This window comes from Archangium sp. (assembly GCF_045802675.1).
Classification (GTDB): Bacteria; Myxococcota; Myxococcia; order Myxococcales; family Myxococcaceae; genus Archangium.
In genome coordinates this window covers 1-13,817 of the sequence record NZ_JBJMQO010000081.1, presented here as the reverse complement: position 1 = coordinate 13,817, position 13,817 = coordinate 1, and the positions used below count along the sequence as shown (strand labels likewise).

The 13,817-nt window shown below is 70.4% G+C and carries 9 protein-coding genes; 3 read left to right on the top strand and 6 right to left on the bottom strand.

What is annotated here, in order from left to right; genetic code table 11:
- Positions 1 to 90 precede the first annotated feature (90 nt).
- On the bottom strand, positions 91 to 1,116 hold the full coding sequence (locus tag ACJ8AN_RS23440) for a hypothetical protein (RefSeq protein WP_407757674.1): 1,026 nt from the start codon (positions 1,114 to 1,116) through the stop codon (positions 91 to 93).
- An 18-nt stretch (positions 1,117 to 1,134) separates the two neighbouring features.
- Entirely contained in the window at positions 1,135 to 3,237 is a 2,103-nt protein-coding gene (locus tag ACJ8AN_RS23435) for a M1 family metallopeptidase (RefSeq protein ID WP_407757673.1), read from the bottom strand.
- Positions 3,238 to 3,390: 153 nt separating this feature from the next.
- Between ACJ8AN_RS23435 and ACJ8AN_RS23430 the strand changes: the two genes are divergently transcribed.
- Positions 3,391 to 4,791 carry a hypothetical protein gene (locus ACJ8AN_RS23430; RefSeq protein WP_407757672.1) on the top strand — a complete coding sequence of 467 codons (1,401 nt, stop codon included), beginning with the start codon at positions 3,391 to 3,393 and terminating at the stop codon, positions 4,789 to 4,791.
- Positions 4,792 to 4,823: 32 nt separating this feature from the next.
- On the opposite strand, the gene ACJ8AN_RS23425 is transcribed toward ACJ8AN_RS23430, so the two are convergent.
- The 3 genes from ACJ8AN_RS23425 to ACJ8AN_RS23415 all read right to left on the bottom strand — a co-directional run bounded on the left by ACJ8AN_RS23425 (position 4,824) and on the right by ACJ8AN_RS23415 (position 11,022).
- Positions 4,824 to 5,528: a metallophosphoesterase gene (locus tag ACJ8AN_RS23425; RefSeq protein ID WP_407757671.1), complete on the bottom strand. Its 705-nt coding sequence runs from the start codon at positions 5,526 to 5,528 to the stop codon at positions 4,824 to 4,826.
- A gap of 210 nt (positions 5,529 to 5,738) precedes the next feature.
- Positions 5,739 to 8,243, bottom strand: a complete 2,505-nt coding sequence (locus ACJ8AN_RS23420) for an ATP-binding protein (protein WP_407757670.1) — start codon at positions 8,241 to 8,243, stop codon at positions 5,739 to 5,741.
- Positions 8,244 to 8,433: 190 nt separating this feature from the next.
- Positions 8,434 to 11,022: an ATP-binding protein gene (locus ACJ8AN_RS23415; protein ID WP_407757669.1), complete on the bottom strand. Its 2,589-nt coding sequence runs from the start codon at positions 11,020 to 11,022 to the stop codon at positions 8,434 to 8,436.
- A gap of 350 nt (positions 11,023 to 11,372) precedes the next feature.
- Here ACJ8AN_RS23415 and ACJ8AN_RS23410 point away from each other — a divergent pair, with 350 nt between their 5' ends.
- Together ACJ8AN_RS23410 and ACJ8AN_RS23405 are read left to right on the top strand one after the other, a co-directional pair.
- Positions 11,373 to 12,035 carry an RNA polymerase sigma factor gene (locus ACJ8AN_RS23410; protein ID WP_407757668.1) on the top strand — a complete coding sequence of 221 codons (663 nt, stop codon included), beginning with the start codon at positions 11,373 to 11,375 and terminating at the stop codon, positions 12,033 to 12,035.
- Between the two features lie 29 nt (positions 12,036 to 12,064).
- Positions 12,065 to 13,240: a hypothetical protein gene (locus ACJ8AN_RS23405; protein ID WP_407757667.1), complete on the top strand. Its 1,176-nt coding sequence runs from the start codon at positions 12,065 to 12,067 to the stop codon at positions 13,238 to 13,240.
- Positions 13,241 to 13,434: 194 nt separating this feature from the next.
- Here the strand turns inward: ACJ8AN_RS23405 and ACJ8AN_RS23400 are convergent.
- Positions 13,435 to 13,817 (bottom strand): Kelch repeat-containing protein (locus ACJ8AN_RS23400; protein WP_407757666.1); only part of this gene is annotated, 383 nt, incomplete at its 5' end.

Below are 13,817 nucleotides of genomic sequence, written 5' to 3'. Positions count from 1 at the left end.
TTGGTCCTGGAGGGACAAGCCACGCTCCAGGGAGGGTTGAGCTTTCGCTGAAAGACAGCTCACTCCGTGACACCGCACGTGTTCGCGGCGTTACTCGGCTTCGGCGGTCCTCGGTGCGGTGGGCGACGGCGCCTGCTCGCCTGCTCCCTCCTCGGGGGCGGGCACCTCGGCCCCGGGCGCGGGCATCTGGGCGGCGGGAGCGGGTTTCTCCTCGGGCGCGGGGACGGGCAGCGGGGCCATGGCGCGGTAGACGTCCACGGTGAAGGCTGTGCTAGCCACCGAGAAGCCCAACCGGACGACGGCCACCAGCTGCGCCACGCCCAGGGCCAGCCAGGCCTTGCCCGTGCTCGTCACCTCCACGGCCGCGTGCAGCCGCGCGAAGGCGAGTACCGCCAGCAGGCCGGCGACGCCCAGGACGAGGTAGCCGAGCAGTGCCCCCGGCGAGCGCACCAGCTGCTTGAGCGCGCGCCAGGCCGCGAGGCGCGTCTTGCGCTGGTCCTCCGCGAAGAGCTGCACGCGCGCCAGGTCGAAGCTCGAGCGCCACAGCGCGAACAGCACCCCCAGCAGCGCCAGGTGCGCCACGCTCCAGAAGGAGAAGGGGCTGTCGAGCACCCACTGCTCGCCCTCGAGGGTGAACAGGGTGGGCTTCTGCGCGCGGGCCATGAGCACGGTGACGAGCACCGCCAGGCCCACCAGGGGCAGCAGTCCGAGGAAGGCCCACCCGAGCAGGCGCAGGTTGCGGCCGAGCTGGCCGGCGCAGGTGCGGGCGAAGTCGGTGAGGGAGAAGCGCTCCTGGGAGCACAGTCGCGACACGATGCCGCCGGCCAGCACGGGCTGGAGGGCGATGGAGAAGAGGAAGCCCAGCAGGAAGGGGCCCGCGAGGAAGGGGCCGCCGCCCTGGGCGAGCAGCTTGCTGAAGTCGACGAGCGCCTCGGGCGAGGGGAAGGGACGGCCCTGCCCGGCGAGCGAGTGCCCGAAGTGGCCGAGCGCGGGGAGGAGGAGGGGCGCGGACTGGACGAGCGCCACGCACAGGTTGGCCACCAGCAGCACGCCGAGCAGCTTCAGCTCGGAGAAGGCCTTGAGGGGCGCCGTGACAAGGGAACGGAGAGGCTTCATGGTGTTCGGGGCCCGGGTTCAGAAGAGGAGCGAGGCGAGCGTGGAGAGCAGCTGGCTCACGTAGGTGGTCCAGCCGAAGAGCGAGACGGCCACGTGGCCGGACGCCGCCTTCGTGCGGGAGTCGTTGGTGGGGTTGACGTCGAGCGCGTTGACGCCGCCGAGCTCCACCTGCTGGATGACGCCGCCCTTGCCGGGGCGCTCGAAGGCGAGCTGCTTCCAGCGCGCCTGTCCGTCCCAGTGCTCCACCTGCCCGGTGCCGTCCTGGAACGTCACCTTCACGTCCACCGGGACGCGCACGTCCCCGAGCCGGCTCACCTGCACCTCGCAGCGGTTCACCGCGTCGTCCTTCGGCTTGCCCTGGGACTCGCGCACCACCAGCGTCTGGCCGCCCTGGCCATCATCGAAGAGGCCCTTCTTGCCCGGGCGCTCCGAGCAGGACAGCGAGCTCACCGCGTAGTCCAGCGCGCCGGTGCCCCGGAAGAAGGCGTCGAAGAACCAGCTCAGGTCCTGCCCGGACACCTCGTTGGCCACCGCGAAGAAGTCCTCGCTGCGCGGGTGGCGGAACTTCCAGCGCTCCACGTAGGTGCGCAGGATGCGCGCCATCGTCTCCTCGCCCACGAGCTGCTCCAGCGCGTGGAGCGTCACCTGCGTGCGGCTGTAGCTGTTGCGGAAGTAGTCGCCCTTGCTGCGGTACTTCCACGAGGCCTGGAGGATGGGCGAGCTCTCGCGCGGAGCCGTCATGCCGCGCATGCGCTCGCGCTCGTCCCAGCTCAGGCCGGAGAACAGGGGCCCGAGCAGGCCCCGTAGCGGGCCGGGGAGGAAGGCGGCGGGGTTGGCCCGCACGTCCTCGGCGAAGCACAGCTTCGCGGTGCCATAGCTGTTGATGCCCTCGTCGAGCCAGGACTCCTCGAACTCGTTGGAGGCGAGGAGGCCCTGCCAGTAGTTGTGGCCGAACTCGTGCGCCACCGTCTGCCAGATGAGGAAGTCCCGGGGCTCGGCGGGCTCGGCGCGGCCCACGGCGGTGATGAAGGTGGGGTACTCCATGCCTCCAGCGGCGATGGCGTCCGTGGGGGGCGCCACCAGCGTCAGGTGCGGGTAGGGCCACGGGTACCACCACCGCCCGTAGTGCTCCAGCGAGGCCTTGGCGGACTCGATGAGGTGATGCGCCGAGCGGCGGTGCTTCGGGTCCACCAGCACGGTGAGGGCCACCTCGGGCAGGCCGGGCGAGCGGAACACGTCCTCGAAAACCTCGAAGTGCTCGGAGGCGGTCCAGGCGAAGTCGTGCACGTCGTCCTGGTGGTAGCGCAGGGTGGTGGTGCCGTCCGGGTTGTCGCGGCGCTCCACGAGCACGCCGGTGGCGCCCACCTTCATGGCGCGGGGCACCGTCACGCGCACGTCGTAGGTGCCGAAGTCGGCGTAGAACTCGGAGGCGGAGTGGTACTGGTGGCAGTTCCAGCGGGGGCGGGTGGCGCCGCGCTCGGGGGGCACCTCCAGCACGCCGATTTTGGGGAACCACTGGCCCAGCAGGTAGAAGCCACTCTTCGAGCGGCCGGCGCGGGCGATGACCTTGGGCACATGGGCCGCCCACTGGAGCTCCAGCGTCACGCGGCCACCGGGAGGGACGGGCTCGGGGAGCGTCACGGTGAAGACCGTCTGGTCCTCGGTGTTGTCGTCATCCGGGTGCTCGAAGCGCAGCGTGGGGAGCAGGTCCGCACCGCCCTTCACCCGGAGGGCCTTCACGTCCGAGTAACCCCACTCGTCCGCCGCGCGCTCGGGGAAGGAGGGCGAGCCCGCGTCCTCGTCGCGCACGCCGCCCATCGCCTTGGCGTCCCGGTAGAACGTGGAGCGATCGTTCTTGAAGGCGTTCCAATAGAGATGGAACCAGAGCGTGGCCTGGGGCTCGGCGCCGCGGTTGCGCCAGGTGAGCGTCTCCTGGCCGGTGAGCTGCTGGGTGGCCGGGTCGAGGCGGGCGTCGATCTCGTAATCGGTGACGCGCTCGGCGAGCGGCACGCCGAGCGTGCGTCCCTGTTTGTCGAAGACGGGAGGAGCGGCGGCGGGAGACGCCTCGGCGAGTGCTGGATGCGCGCCGAGGAGCAGGAGCAGGGGGAGGACGCGGGTCATCGGGCCGCAGTCTCGCATGGAAGGCGGCGGGCTGCCCTCCTCGCATGCGGTGGGGAGGCATGGGGGCGGGGGCCCGTTGGTGGCCGTTCCAATCACATCGGCAGGGGTGGGGCTTCCATTGCCTCAGGAGCCGGACAACCCCTGGAGCAGCCCGTGAAAATCGAAGTCATCCCCCCTCAGGCCCTCGACGAATCAAGGCCGCCCGTGTCGCACGGCCTCGCCTTCCTGGTGTTCAAGCTCGAGTCCCCTCGGGGGGTCCGGGTCAATCTGGCCGGGCTCAGCGTCTTCCTGGAGATTTTCAGGGCCGGAGTGGCCGTCAATGCGGTGGCGCGGACCGACGACTCGGGGCGGGCGCTCTTCAAGGTCCAATGCGAGCAGGAGGCCATCGACGAGCTGGTGCTGGAGCTCTGGTTCGACAAGGACAATCAGATCATCTCGAGCACGGACCCCGGGCTCATCCGCTTCAACCAGGAGCCGAGCACCTTCACGTTTCCCCTGTCCCTGCCTCGGCCCGACGTCACGGCCTACCGGGTCCAGGGCGGCAGCGGCCATGAGAGCGTGGGGTTCCTCGTCCACGACGAAAAGTCCCACCAGACGTCCATCAATCCCGCGTTCATGCCGAGCGCGCAGCTGAACATCTCCGTCGGGGACTCCTTGCATGCGCGCTACTTCTGCGAGGTGGTGCAGAAGAGGCTCGGAGAGGTGTTCCTCTTCGACATCGATGGGGACTTCTTCCATCGCTGGCTGGCACCGGCGGCCATGCCTCAGTTGCGGCATGCGCAGAGCGGCAATCAGTGGCAGCCGCCCGAGGCCGGGAGTTGCAGGTCCACCGACATCATCATCGAACACCTCGAGCGGCTCCTGCGCGAGGGCCGGCTGCTGACCGATGAGGAATTCGAGAAGTGGAAGGAGGCCCATCCCCTCACCGCGCAGGAGAAGAAGGCCAGCAACCTCCGCCAGGTCTACCTGGCGAAGCTCGCCGCCGAGGGACTGTACCTGCGGGAGTCCCTGGGTCCCGTCTGGAAGACGGGCCTCTACGCCGACAAGGGCCAGCGCCAACTGCGGGCCATCGAGTCCCCCAAGGTCGGAGACACCAAACAGCCGAGTTACAAGCTGGAGCTCGTGGCCCCCTGGCCCTTGCTGCTCAATCTCTTCATCAAGAACGGCCAGCCCGCCGTCAGCTACACCGGCATCATGGGCCCGGTGTTCGACCCGCCCCAGGTGCGGAAGACCCCGTTGCTCCAGCGGGAGCTCGGCGTGCTGCTGGATGTGGTGAGGAACGAGCTGAAGATCCTGGAGGGCGGGTCGCGGGCGAAGGGCCAGACCCAGGGGCGCAAGCGCGCCTTGCCAGGGGACACACACAATCAGGTGCTGCAATACCGAGGCTACGTGCGCACGCTGGAGAAGCTCGGGAAGGTGCTCGCGGAGTCGCCTCCGGCGGTGGAGGACAGCAACGACCGCTACGACGACGGCATCTTCGGCATCTTCAACGAGGTGGGCCGGGTCTGGCGGAGTGTCTGCCCCTCGGAGCTGTGGTGGCCCCGCTATTCCTGAGCGTCAAGCCGGCTTCGGGACGGAAGCCGGCCTCACGAGTACACGTTCACGTCGCCGTGGACGGGCAGCAGGGCCACGTCCTTGCCGCCCCGGTACGTGTGCCGCGCGGGCACCGAGACGATTTCCCACGTGGGCAGCACCACCGCCGTGAGCGAGCGGCCGTAGACACACCCGGTGTCGATGCCCACCGCGTGCTCGGTGACGAGCGGCCGATCGAACACGGTGTGTCCGAAGATGACGCGCTCGGGGCCCTTCCAGTGGTGCGTCCAGAAGCGATGATCGGCCGGCGCCTTCGACGGCCAGTAGCTCTTGCGCTCCGGGGGCTTCACGCACTGCGCATGCAGCAGGTGGTAGGGCTCCTGCTCCGCGATGGTCTTGCCGGGCAGCACGCCCGCGTGGACGACGGCGGCGTGGTGCTCGGGCAGCAGGAGGTAGTGGGGCAGGGTGGCGAAGTACTCGAGGTGCTCGGGCCCCAGGGCCTGCCGCGTCTCCAGGTGGTCCGGCAGGAGGTCGGCGTCCTTGCGGCGGCGCTGCTGCAGGTGCTTCTCCTCGTGGTTGCCGAGGATGGACTCGTGCTGCATGGCCAGCTCGACGCACTCGCGGCGTTTGGGGCCGCGGTCGACCAGGTCCCCCGTGAAGATGATCCGATCGCTCGAGGTGGCGCCCACCTTCTCGAGCAACTCCAGGGCCTCGTCGTAGCACCCGTGGAGGTCTCCAATGACGATGGTACGGGACATGATGATGCTTCCTTCAAGAGAATGGGCACCCGAGTGGAGAAGCCAGTTTGGCTGAATCCCAGATTCAGTGCCGGCCGCCGGCGTCACCCCCATGAGAGTGGAGGTGGGTGGAGTCGAACCACCAAGGCTTGTAGGGCCTCTTCGGCCGGGTGCCCGAAAATCCGCTTCGTCCCCAATGACGGGCGGCGAAGCGGTGCCTGACACGGAGCCTCACGGCCGTGCGTCCGGAGGACCGGAGCGGGGCAGCTCGACGGTGAAGGTGGAGCCCTCGCCCGGACGGCTCTCCACGCGGATGCTCCCGCCCAGGGCCTCCACGATGCTGCGGGTGATGTAGAGCCCCAGTCCCAGGCCTCCATAGTTCCGGTCCGAGACGGCCCGCTCGAACTTGCCGAAGATGCGCTCCTGGGCCTCCGGGCTGATGCCGATGCCCTGGTCGCGCACCACCAGCCGCGCGAGCCCACCGTCCAGCTCCACGCGGGCGTGGATGGGGTGGCCGGCGCCGTAGCGGATGGCGTTGGAGATGAGATTGGTGATGACCTGCTCCAGCCGCAGCCGGTCCCACCGGCCGGTCACGTGCGTGTCGCCCTCCACCCCCAGCCACGTGCCCACGCGGGTCGCCTCGGGCATGAACCAGCCCACCACCTCATCCACCACCTCGCGCAGGTCCGTCTCGGCCAGCTCCAACGTCAGCCGTCCCTGGGCGATGCGGCTGACGTCGAACAGGGCGCCGATCAACGTGTTGAGCTTCTGCACCTGGCGCCGGGCCACCTCCACGTGGCGCTGGAGCGTCTGGGTGCGGCCATTCTCCACGCCGCTCCTGGGGAGCTCGCGCGAGAGGGCGGAGAGCTTGAGGCTCAAGGGCGTGAGGGGCGTCTTCAGCTCGTGCGAGGCCACCGAGAGGAACTCGTCGCGCAGTTGCACCGAGCGCTGGGCCTCGCGGTACAGGCGCGCGTTGTCCACCGCGAGCGCGGCCCGGCGTGCCAGGTCCTCGGCCAGCAGCTGCTCCTCCCGGCCGTAGCGTTGGTGCGCCCGGGGGTTGCCTCCGCGGCAGCAGAACAGGGACAGGGCCCCGAAGGTGCGGTCGCGGGCGTGCAGGGGGACGATCAGCGAGGTCGTCACCCCCGTGCCGCGCAGCAGCTCCAGGTGCCGGGGATCGCTCGCGAATTGGACGAGCATCTCATCGGTGAGCTCCGCCACCAGCTCCGTCCGTCCGGTGCGGATGACGGCTCCCGGTCCCACGGGATCGTCGAGCCGCAGGGGATGGTGGAGGGCCAGCTCCCGGGAGACCTCCTTGCGGACCGGATCCACGTGGGCCACCGCCAGCCGGCGCAGGGTGCCGTCCGGCTCGAGCATGTCCAGCGCGCAGCCGTCCCCGAGGTCGGGCACCGCCCGCTGCACCACGTGGGAGAGCGTGCTCTCGTAGTCCAGGGAGCTGGCCAGCGTCTCGCTCACCGAGGCGAGGAAGGCCTGGTGCTGCTCGGCGCGCTTGAGCTCGGTGACATCCGTGAAGCTCGCCACCACCGCCCGCAGCTCGCCCTGGGCATCGTGGATGGGCCCGGCGTTGATGAGGAAGACGCGCACGGAGCCGTCGGGCCGGTCGTAGAGCAGCTCTTCCTGCGGTTGGGCCTCCCCGGTGGCCAGCACCCGGGCGATGGGGTACTCGTCCGCCGCGAAGCGCGTCCCATCCGGGTGGATGGCGCGGTACTGGGCGTAGTCCCGCACGCACGTGGACTCGAGCATGGGATGGCCCAGGTGGCGCTCGGCCTGGGTGTTGAAATACAGGTTGCGCCCCGAGGGCGCCTCGACGATGTGCACCGCGACGGGCAGTTGCTGGAGGATGGTTTCCAGGCGGCTGTGCTCCGCCTCCACCTGTTCGTGCAGCCGCTCCCGCTCCTGCTGGGCCCGCCGCAGGTCGGTGATGTCGAGGATGACGCCTTCCAGGGCCTGGAGGTGCTCGTCCGGCCCGGGGATTCCCACCCCGCGCTCCCAGACCCAGCGCTCCTCGCCCGCGTGGGTGCGGATGCGGTAGGTGAGGGTGAAGGGAGCGCCGGTGGCGAGCGCCGCTTCCCGCTCCTTCCAGATGCGGGCGCGATCTTCGGGGTGGAGCAGCTCTTCCCAGGTCATGTGGTGCCCGGTGAAGTCCTCGGGCGGATGGCCGCTGAGGGCCAGGGCGCCCTGGCTGGCATAGCTCAGCGAGCCGAGGTGCTCGTTGGCGCCGCGGTAGACCATGCCGGGCAGATTGCCCAACAGGGTGCGCAGCATGCGCTCGCTCTCTTGGGCCAGGGCCTCGGCGTGCTCGGCCCGGCCGAGTGCCGCCCGCATGGCTTCCTGCCTGCGGTGGAGCTCGATGAACATCGCCACCTTGCCGCGCAGGAGCGTCGGGTGGATAGGCTCGAGCAGGCAGTCCACCGTCCCCAACCCATAACCGCGCAGCAGGTCCGCCTCCTCGCAGGCGCTCGCCCCGAGGAAGAGCACGGGGGTGTAGCGGGCCCGTGGGTGGTCGCGCAGCTGGTGGGCGCTCTCGTAGCCCACCGCCCAGTTGCGGCGCGCGTCGACGACGATGCAGGCGAGCCGCTCGTCGAGCAGGTCCTCCAGCTCCGCGCTCCACGGAATGGCCTTGTGCACCGGCAATTCCAGGGGCGCCAGCAGGTACTCCAGGCCCGCCATGTCCGACGAGGGCTCTCCCACGAGCAGCAGCCAGGGAGCCGGTTCCACCGAGGCCTCCCCGGAGCCGCCGGGCCGGTGCGGGAGGGCCGTTGGGGACTCCAACGGGTGGTGTGTCAGGGGGTCCATCAAGCCAACCTTGCGCACCGCCGGCGTCGTCCGCACAGCCTCGGGCCCGGGATGAGGGGGCGGGGGGCCGCGGGCTACCCGGGGGCGCCCCGGGAATCCACGGCCGCGCGGCTCACGGCCGTGCGTCTGGAGGACCGGAGCGGGGCAGCTCGACGGTGAAGGTGGAGCCCTCGCCCGGACGGCTCTCCACGCGGATGCTCCCGCCCAGGGCCTCCACGATGCTGCGGGTGATGTAGAGCCCCAGTCCCAGGCCCGCGGCGTGCCGGTCCGAGACGGCCCGCTCGAACTTGCCGAAGATGCGCTCCTGGGCCTCGGGCGCGATGCCGATGCCCTCGTCGCGCACCACCAGCCGCGCGAGCCCACCGTCCAGCTCCACGCGGGCGTGGATGGGGCGGCCGGCGCCGTAGCGGATGGCGTTGGAGACGAGGTTGGTGACGACCTGCTCCAGCCGCAGCCGGTCCCACCGGCCGGGCACGTGCGTGTCGCCCTCCATCCGCAGCTGCGAGCCCAGGCGGGCCGCCTCGGGTGCGAACCAGGCCACCACCTCGCCCAGCACCTCGCCCAGGTCCACGTCCGACAGCTCCAGCTTCAGCTTCCCCTGCGACAGCCGGCTGACGTCCAGCAGCGCGTTGATGAGCGTGGTCATCTTGTGCACCTGGCGCCGGGCCACGTCCACATGACGCTGGAGGGCTTGCGTGCGGGGGTCCCCCTCGCCGCAGCGGGGCAGCTCGCGCGAGAGGGCGGAGAGCTTGAGGCTCAGGGGCGTGAGGGGCGTCTTCAGCTCGTGCGAGGCCACGGAGAGGAACTCGTCGCGCAGCTGCACGGCGAGCTGGGCCTCGCGGTACAGGCGCGCGTTGTCCACCGCGAGCGCGGCCCGGTGCGCCAGGTCCTCGGCCAGCCGCTGGTCCTCCGCGCTGTAACGGGCCGACTTGCGCTCGTAGTAATAGAGGGTGAGCACGCCGAAGGTGCGGCCCCGGGCGTGCAGCGGCACTACCAAGGTGGCCGTGGCTCCCATGTCCCGCAGCAACTCCAGGTGCTGGGCATCCACCGCGTACCGGGTGGTCAGCTCGTCCGTGATGTCGTTCACCCGCACGGAGTGTCCGGTGCGGAGGACGGCGCCGGGCCCGTGGGGGGCGTCGGGCCGCAGGGGGTAGCGCCGGACCATCTCCCAGGCCAGCTCCGCCCGGGCGGGATCCACGTGGGACACCGCCAGCCGGCACAGGGTGCCGTCCGGCTCGAGCATGTCCAGCACGCAGCCGTCCCCCAGCGCGGGCACGGCCCGCTGCACCACGTGGGCGAGCGTGCCCTCGTAGTCGAGCGAGCTGGCCAGTGTCTCGCTCACCGAGGCGAGGAAGGCCTGGTGCTGCTCGGCGCGCTTGAGCGCGGTGATGTCGATGAAGCTCGCCACCGCCGCCTGCAGCCGCCCGTGGCCGTCGAAGATGGGCCCGGCGCTGATGAGGAAGGTGCGCACGGCGCCGTCGGGCAAGGCATAGAGCAGCTCCTGTTCCGGCTGGGCCTTGCCGGTGAGGAGCACCCGCACGATGGGATACTCCTCCGCCGCGTAGCGGCTCCCATCCGGGTGGATGGCATGGTAGCGGGCATAGTCCGCGGTGCTGTTCACCTCGAGCATGGGGTGGCCGAGCAGCTCCTCGGAGCGGGCATTGACGGCCAGGGTCCTGCCCGAGGGCGCCTCGGCGATGTGCACCGCGCACGGCAGTTGTTGGAGGATGGCCTCCAGGCGGCGGTGCTCCTCCTGCGCCTGCGCCAGCAGCCGCTCCCGCTCCTCCTCGGCGCGGTGGAGCGCGGTGATGTCGGAGATGAAGCCCTCCAGCAGGGGCTGCCCGCCGCTGGGCTCGTCGAGGACCACCCCCCGCTCCCACACCCAGCGCTCCTCGCCGGTGCGCGTGCGGAGGCGGTAGATGAAGGTGAAGGGCGAGCGCCGGGCGACCGCCGCCTGGATGTTCTCCCACACCCGCTGGACGTCCTCGGGGTGGATGAGCTCCTCCCAGAGGACGCGCCGGGCGATGAAGTCCTCGGGGCCGTAGCCGGTGAGCCGCAGGGCGCCCTGGCTGGCGTAGTCCATGGGGTAGCCGGGCGCGTTGTCACACCGGTAGGCCATGCCGGGCATGTTTCCCAGCAGGGTGAGCAGCATGCGCTCGCTCTCGCGTGCGGCCGCTTCCGCGTGTCCGGCCCGCTCGAGCGCCGCCCGCATCGCGCGCTCCCGCCGGCTCAGCTCGATGATCATCCCCACCTTGGCGCGGAGGACCTCCGGCTGGACGGGCTCCATGAGGCAGTCCACCATGCCCAGCCCGTAGCCGCGCAGCACGTCCGCCTCCCCGCAGGAGTTTCCCCCGAGGAAGAGCAGGGGGATGTGCCGGGCGCCCTCATGGCCGCGCAGGCGGTGGGCCGTCTCGTAGCCCACGGACCAGTCCTGGCGTGCGTCCACGAGGATGCAGGCGAGCCCCTCGTCGAGCAGGGCCGCGAGCTCCTCGCTCCAGGGGACGGCCTCGAGCACCGGCTGTCCCAGGGGCGCCAGCATCTCCTTGAGGCCCTTCACGTCCTGGCCGGGCACGCCCACGAGGAGCAGGGGCGAGGCCGCTGGCTCTTCTGGCCGGGCTCCTCCCGCCCCCGAGGGAGGCCTGGCGTCGCGCGGACGGCCGGGAGCGGGTGGGGGTTCGGCTTCCGGCTGGGTTCCCCACATCCCCTGTCCTCCTCCCCCCATGAGGTTTTCTCGGGGGTGACATTTCGCCAACCCGCTGGTCTTCCCGAGTCGTCCGGGCCGCCGGACACCCGGGGCGAAGCATGCCCGGCTGGCGGGGGCGGAAAAAAAGTCCGGAAAAGGGGCCGGAAAATCGCCGTCAGGAATCCGGGCCGGGTTCCGTCCCTCTCTTCCGACACCCGTCGTGTGCCCTCTGTCGGACACCCGAGGGTCGTGTCATCGGGAGACCGTCTTCGGATGCCGTCGTGCTACCTTGCCCCGCCATTGCACCGAACCCCACCCTGCCCAGGCGGGGGGCTCGTTTCTCCTGGCGGCGCTCCGAGGACCTTCCGGTGTTCGACGATCTCACGGATGAGGAACTGTTCGCAGAGGTGCTCCAGCGGCGCGCCGCGGGCGACGCCGTGGGGGCCCCGCTTGGCGCGCTCTGTGAGCGCTGGGCCCGTCCGGCCCGTTACGTCGTCTCCAAGATTCAGGCCAGCTATGGCCGGGGCTCGCCAGCGGACGCGGACGAGCTCTACCAGGACGCGGTCGGCAAGTTCCTCGACCGGGGCCTGGACCAGTTCCGCGGCGTCTCCGAGCAGATGCCCGGGCGCAGCGCGTCTCCCAAGACGTTCTTCCTGCGCATCGTCAAGCACGTGGCCATCGACTTCTACCGCCGCCAGCGCGAGGACCTCGCCCCGGCGCCGGCGGACGGGGATGACGCCATGGAGGAGCCGCCTTCCGAGGTGGCGCGGGCGGTGGAGTCGTCCCGGCGGCGCGAGGAGCGCACCGAGGCGCAAGAGCTCTACTGGCGGGCCTTCGAGCGCCTGCAGCAGGATCATCCCAAGGAAGCCGGTGCGTGGGAGCTGTACCACCACCAGGACGTCGAGGACCACGAGGAATGCGCCCGGCGCCTGAGCATCAGCGTGGTCAATTCGTACAAGCGCGTCAGCCGCGCCCAGGCCTACCTGCGTCTGTACCTGCTCGACCTCCAACAGGAGGGCGGGCAGGAGTGAGCCCCACGTACCCCAAGGAGGGTACTCATATGGTCGTCGACACTCTCTCTCGTTATCAGACCCGTCAGCAGCAGCTCTCGCGTGGCGGCTTTCCCAACGGTGGTGCACTCGAGGTGATTGGAGACATTCTCCGGCGCTCGGGGCGGTTGGGACGGGAAGGTGTGGAGCAGGCCCTTCGGGGCTTGTCCCGCGGAGAGGTCGACGCCTGGTTGCGAATGCAGAAGCCCGAGGCGCTACAGCCCGCGCTGCTGCGTGCCGCGGAGGAGGCCGCCGAGGCCGCCCTGGGGGAAGAAGGGGAGGAGGCCGACGTATGGCGCACCTCCTCGATGGATGGACTTTCCGCGCGGGACAGGGCCGAGTCCGCCGCGCGCGCCATCCGCGAATGGGAATCACTTCATGGCGCGCTGGAGGGGGAGACGGCACGCGCGTGGACGTCATTTAGCGAGGGCCTCGGGCGTCTGGATGCCGCGCTCCGCTCGAAGGCCCGCTGGTTCATCCCCCTCAACCCGCAACGCAGAGCCGAGCGAGACATCCTCGATGCCGCCGAGCGGGCCCGGGCGTGGTGGTTCACGGATCGCGCCGACTGTGACGACTTCATCGCCGCGCTGAGCTCCCGCCCGGAGAAGCCAGGTCCCCACCTGCAGAGTTGCGCCGACTGTCGTGCCGACCTGGCGAGTACGCAGCCCGTGGAGGCGCCTCCCAAGCGGCACCTGAGCGCGGATGACCTCTGGCGTTTCGACATGGGGATGATGTCGGCGCAGGAGCTCAAGTGGGTGGATGGGCACACGGAGAAATGCATCGAGTGCGCGCAGGCCATCTGGGCGTTGGAGGAGGGCGACGAGGCCATCGACCGCGCGGAGGAAGTGGAGACGGCCGCGGCGGCGCGCGGCTCGCGCGGTGCGGAGGCCCCCGCGCGCAGGCCCGGTGCGGCGCGCCATCCCGAGCAGCGTGAAGTGCTGGAGGAGCGGCGGGAGTTCCGGGTGGTGCTCGTGCGAGAGCGCCAGCGGGCCCGGCTCCTGGTTCAACCCCTCGCGGGGCGTGCCCTGACGGCGGCCGTGTTCCTGGCCCCCGGCAAGCCCTCGCTCAAGCCCCAACAAGGACCGGAAGGTCTCCAGTTCGACCTCGGGACCGGGGGCGGTCGCTCCGCCCACCTCATGGTGCGGGTGGGCAACACCGAAATCTTCGAGCGCGACTTCTCCTTCTAGGCCCCTGGACCAGGAAGGCGGGGCGGCTCTGTCACCGAGGCCTGCATGGCCAGGTCATGGCGGAAGAAGCGCCCTCGTAAGACAGTCCCAGACGTCGCCGCCCTGACGCCCACGGGCGACGCCCTCCCCGGTCCTGTCCCGTGGGCGGAGGGGGAGGGCGTTTCAGACAGTGTGTCTACGGAGGCGCGGCGCGCTCAGGGCGTGTAGACCACCGAGGAGTTGAGGTAGCTGCCGCTGCTGTCGATTCCCCCCGTGATGAGCAGCCTGCCGGAGAGAAGCAGCGTGGCGGTGTGTTGGTAGCGGGGCGTGGGCATGGCAGCAGCCGCGGACCAGGAGTTGGTTCCCGGGTCGTACATATCCGTGGAGTAGTAGAAGTTGCGGTATGCAGCGTCGGTATCGGGGTCGTACTCCGTGTAGTTGTACCCGCCCGAGACGAGCACCTTGCCGGAGGGGAGCAGGGTGGCGGTGAGCAGGCCTCTCGTCGTCGCCATGGAATTGGGCGTGGTCCAGGTATTGGTGGCCGGGTCGTACACCTCCGCGGAGCTGATGTAGCTGCTGCCACCGGGGTACCCCCCCG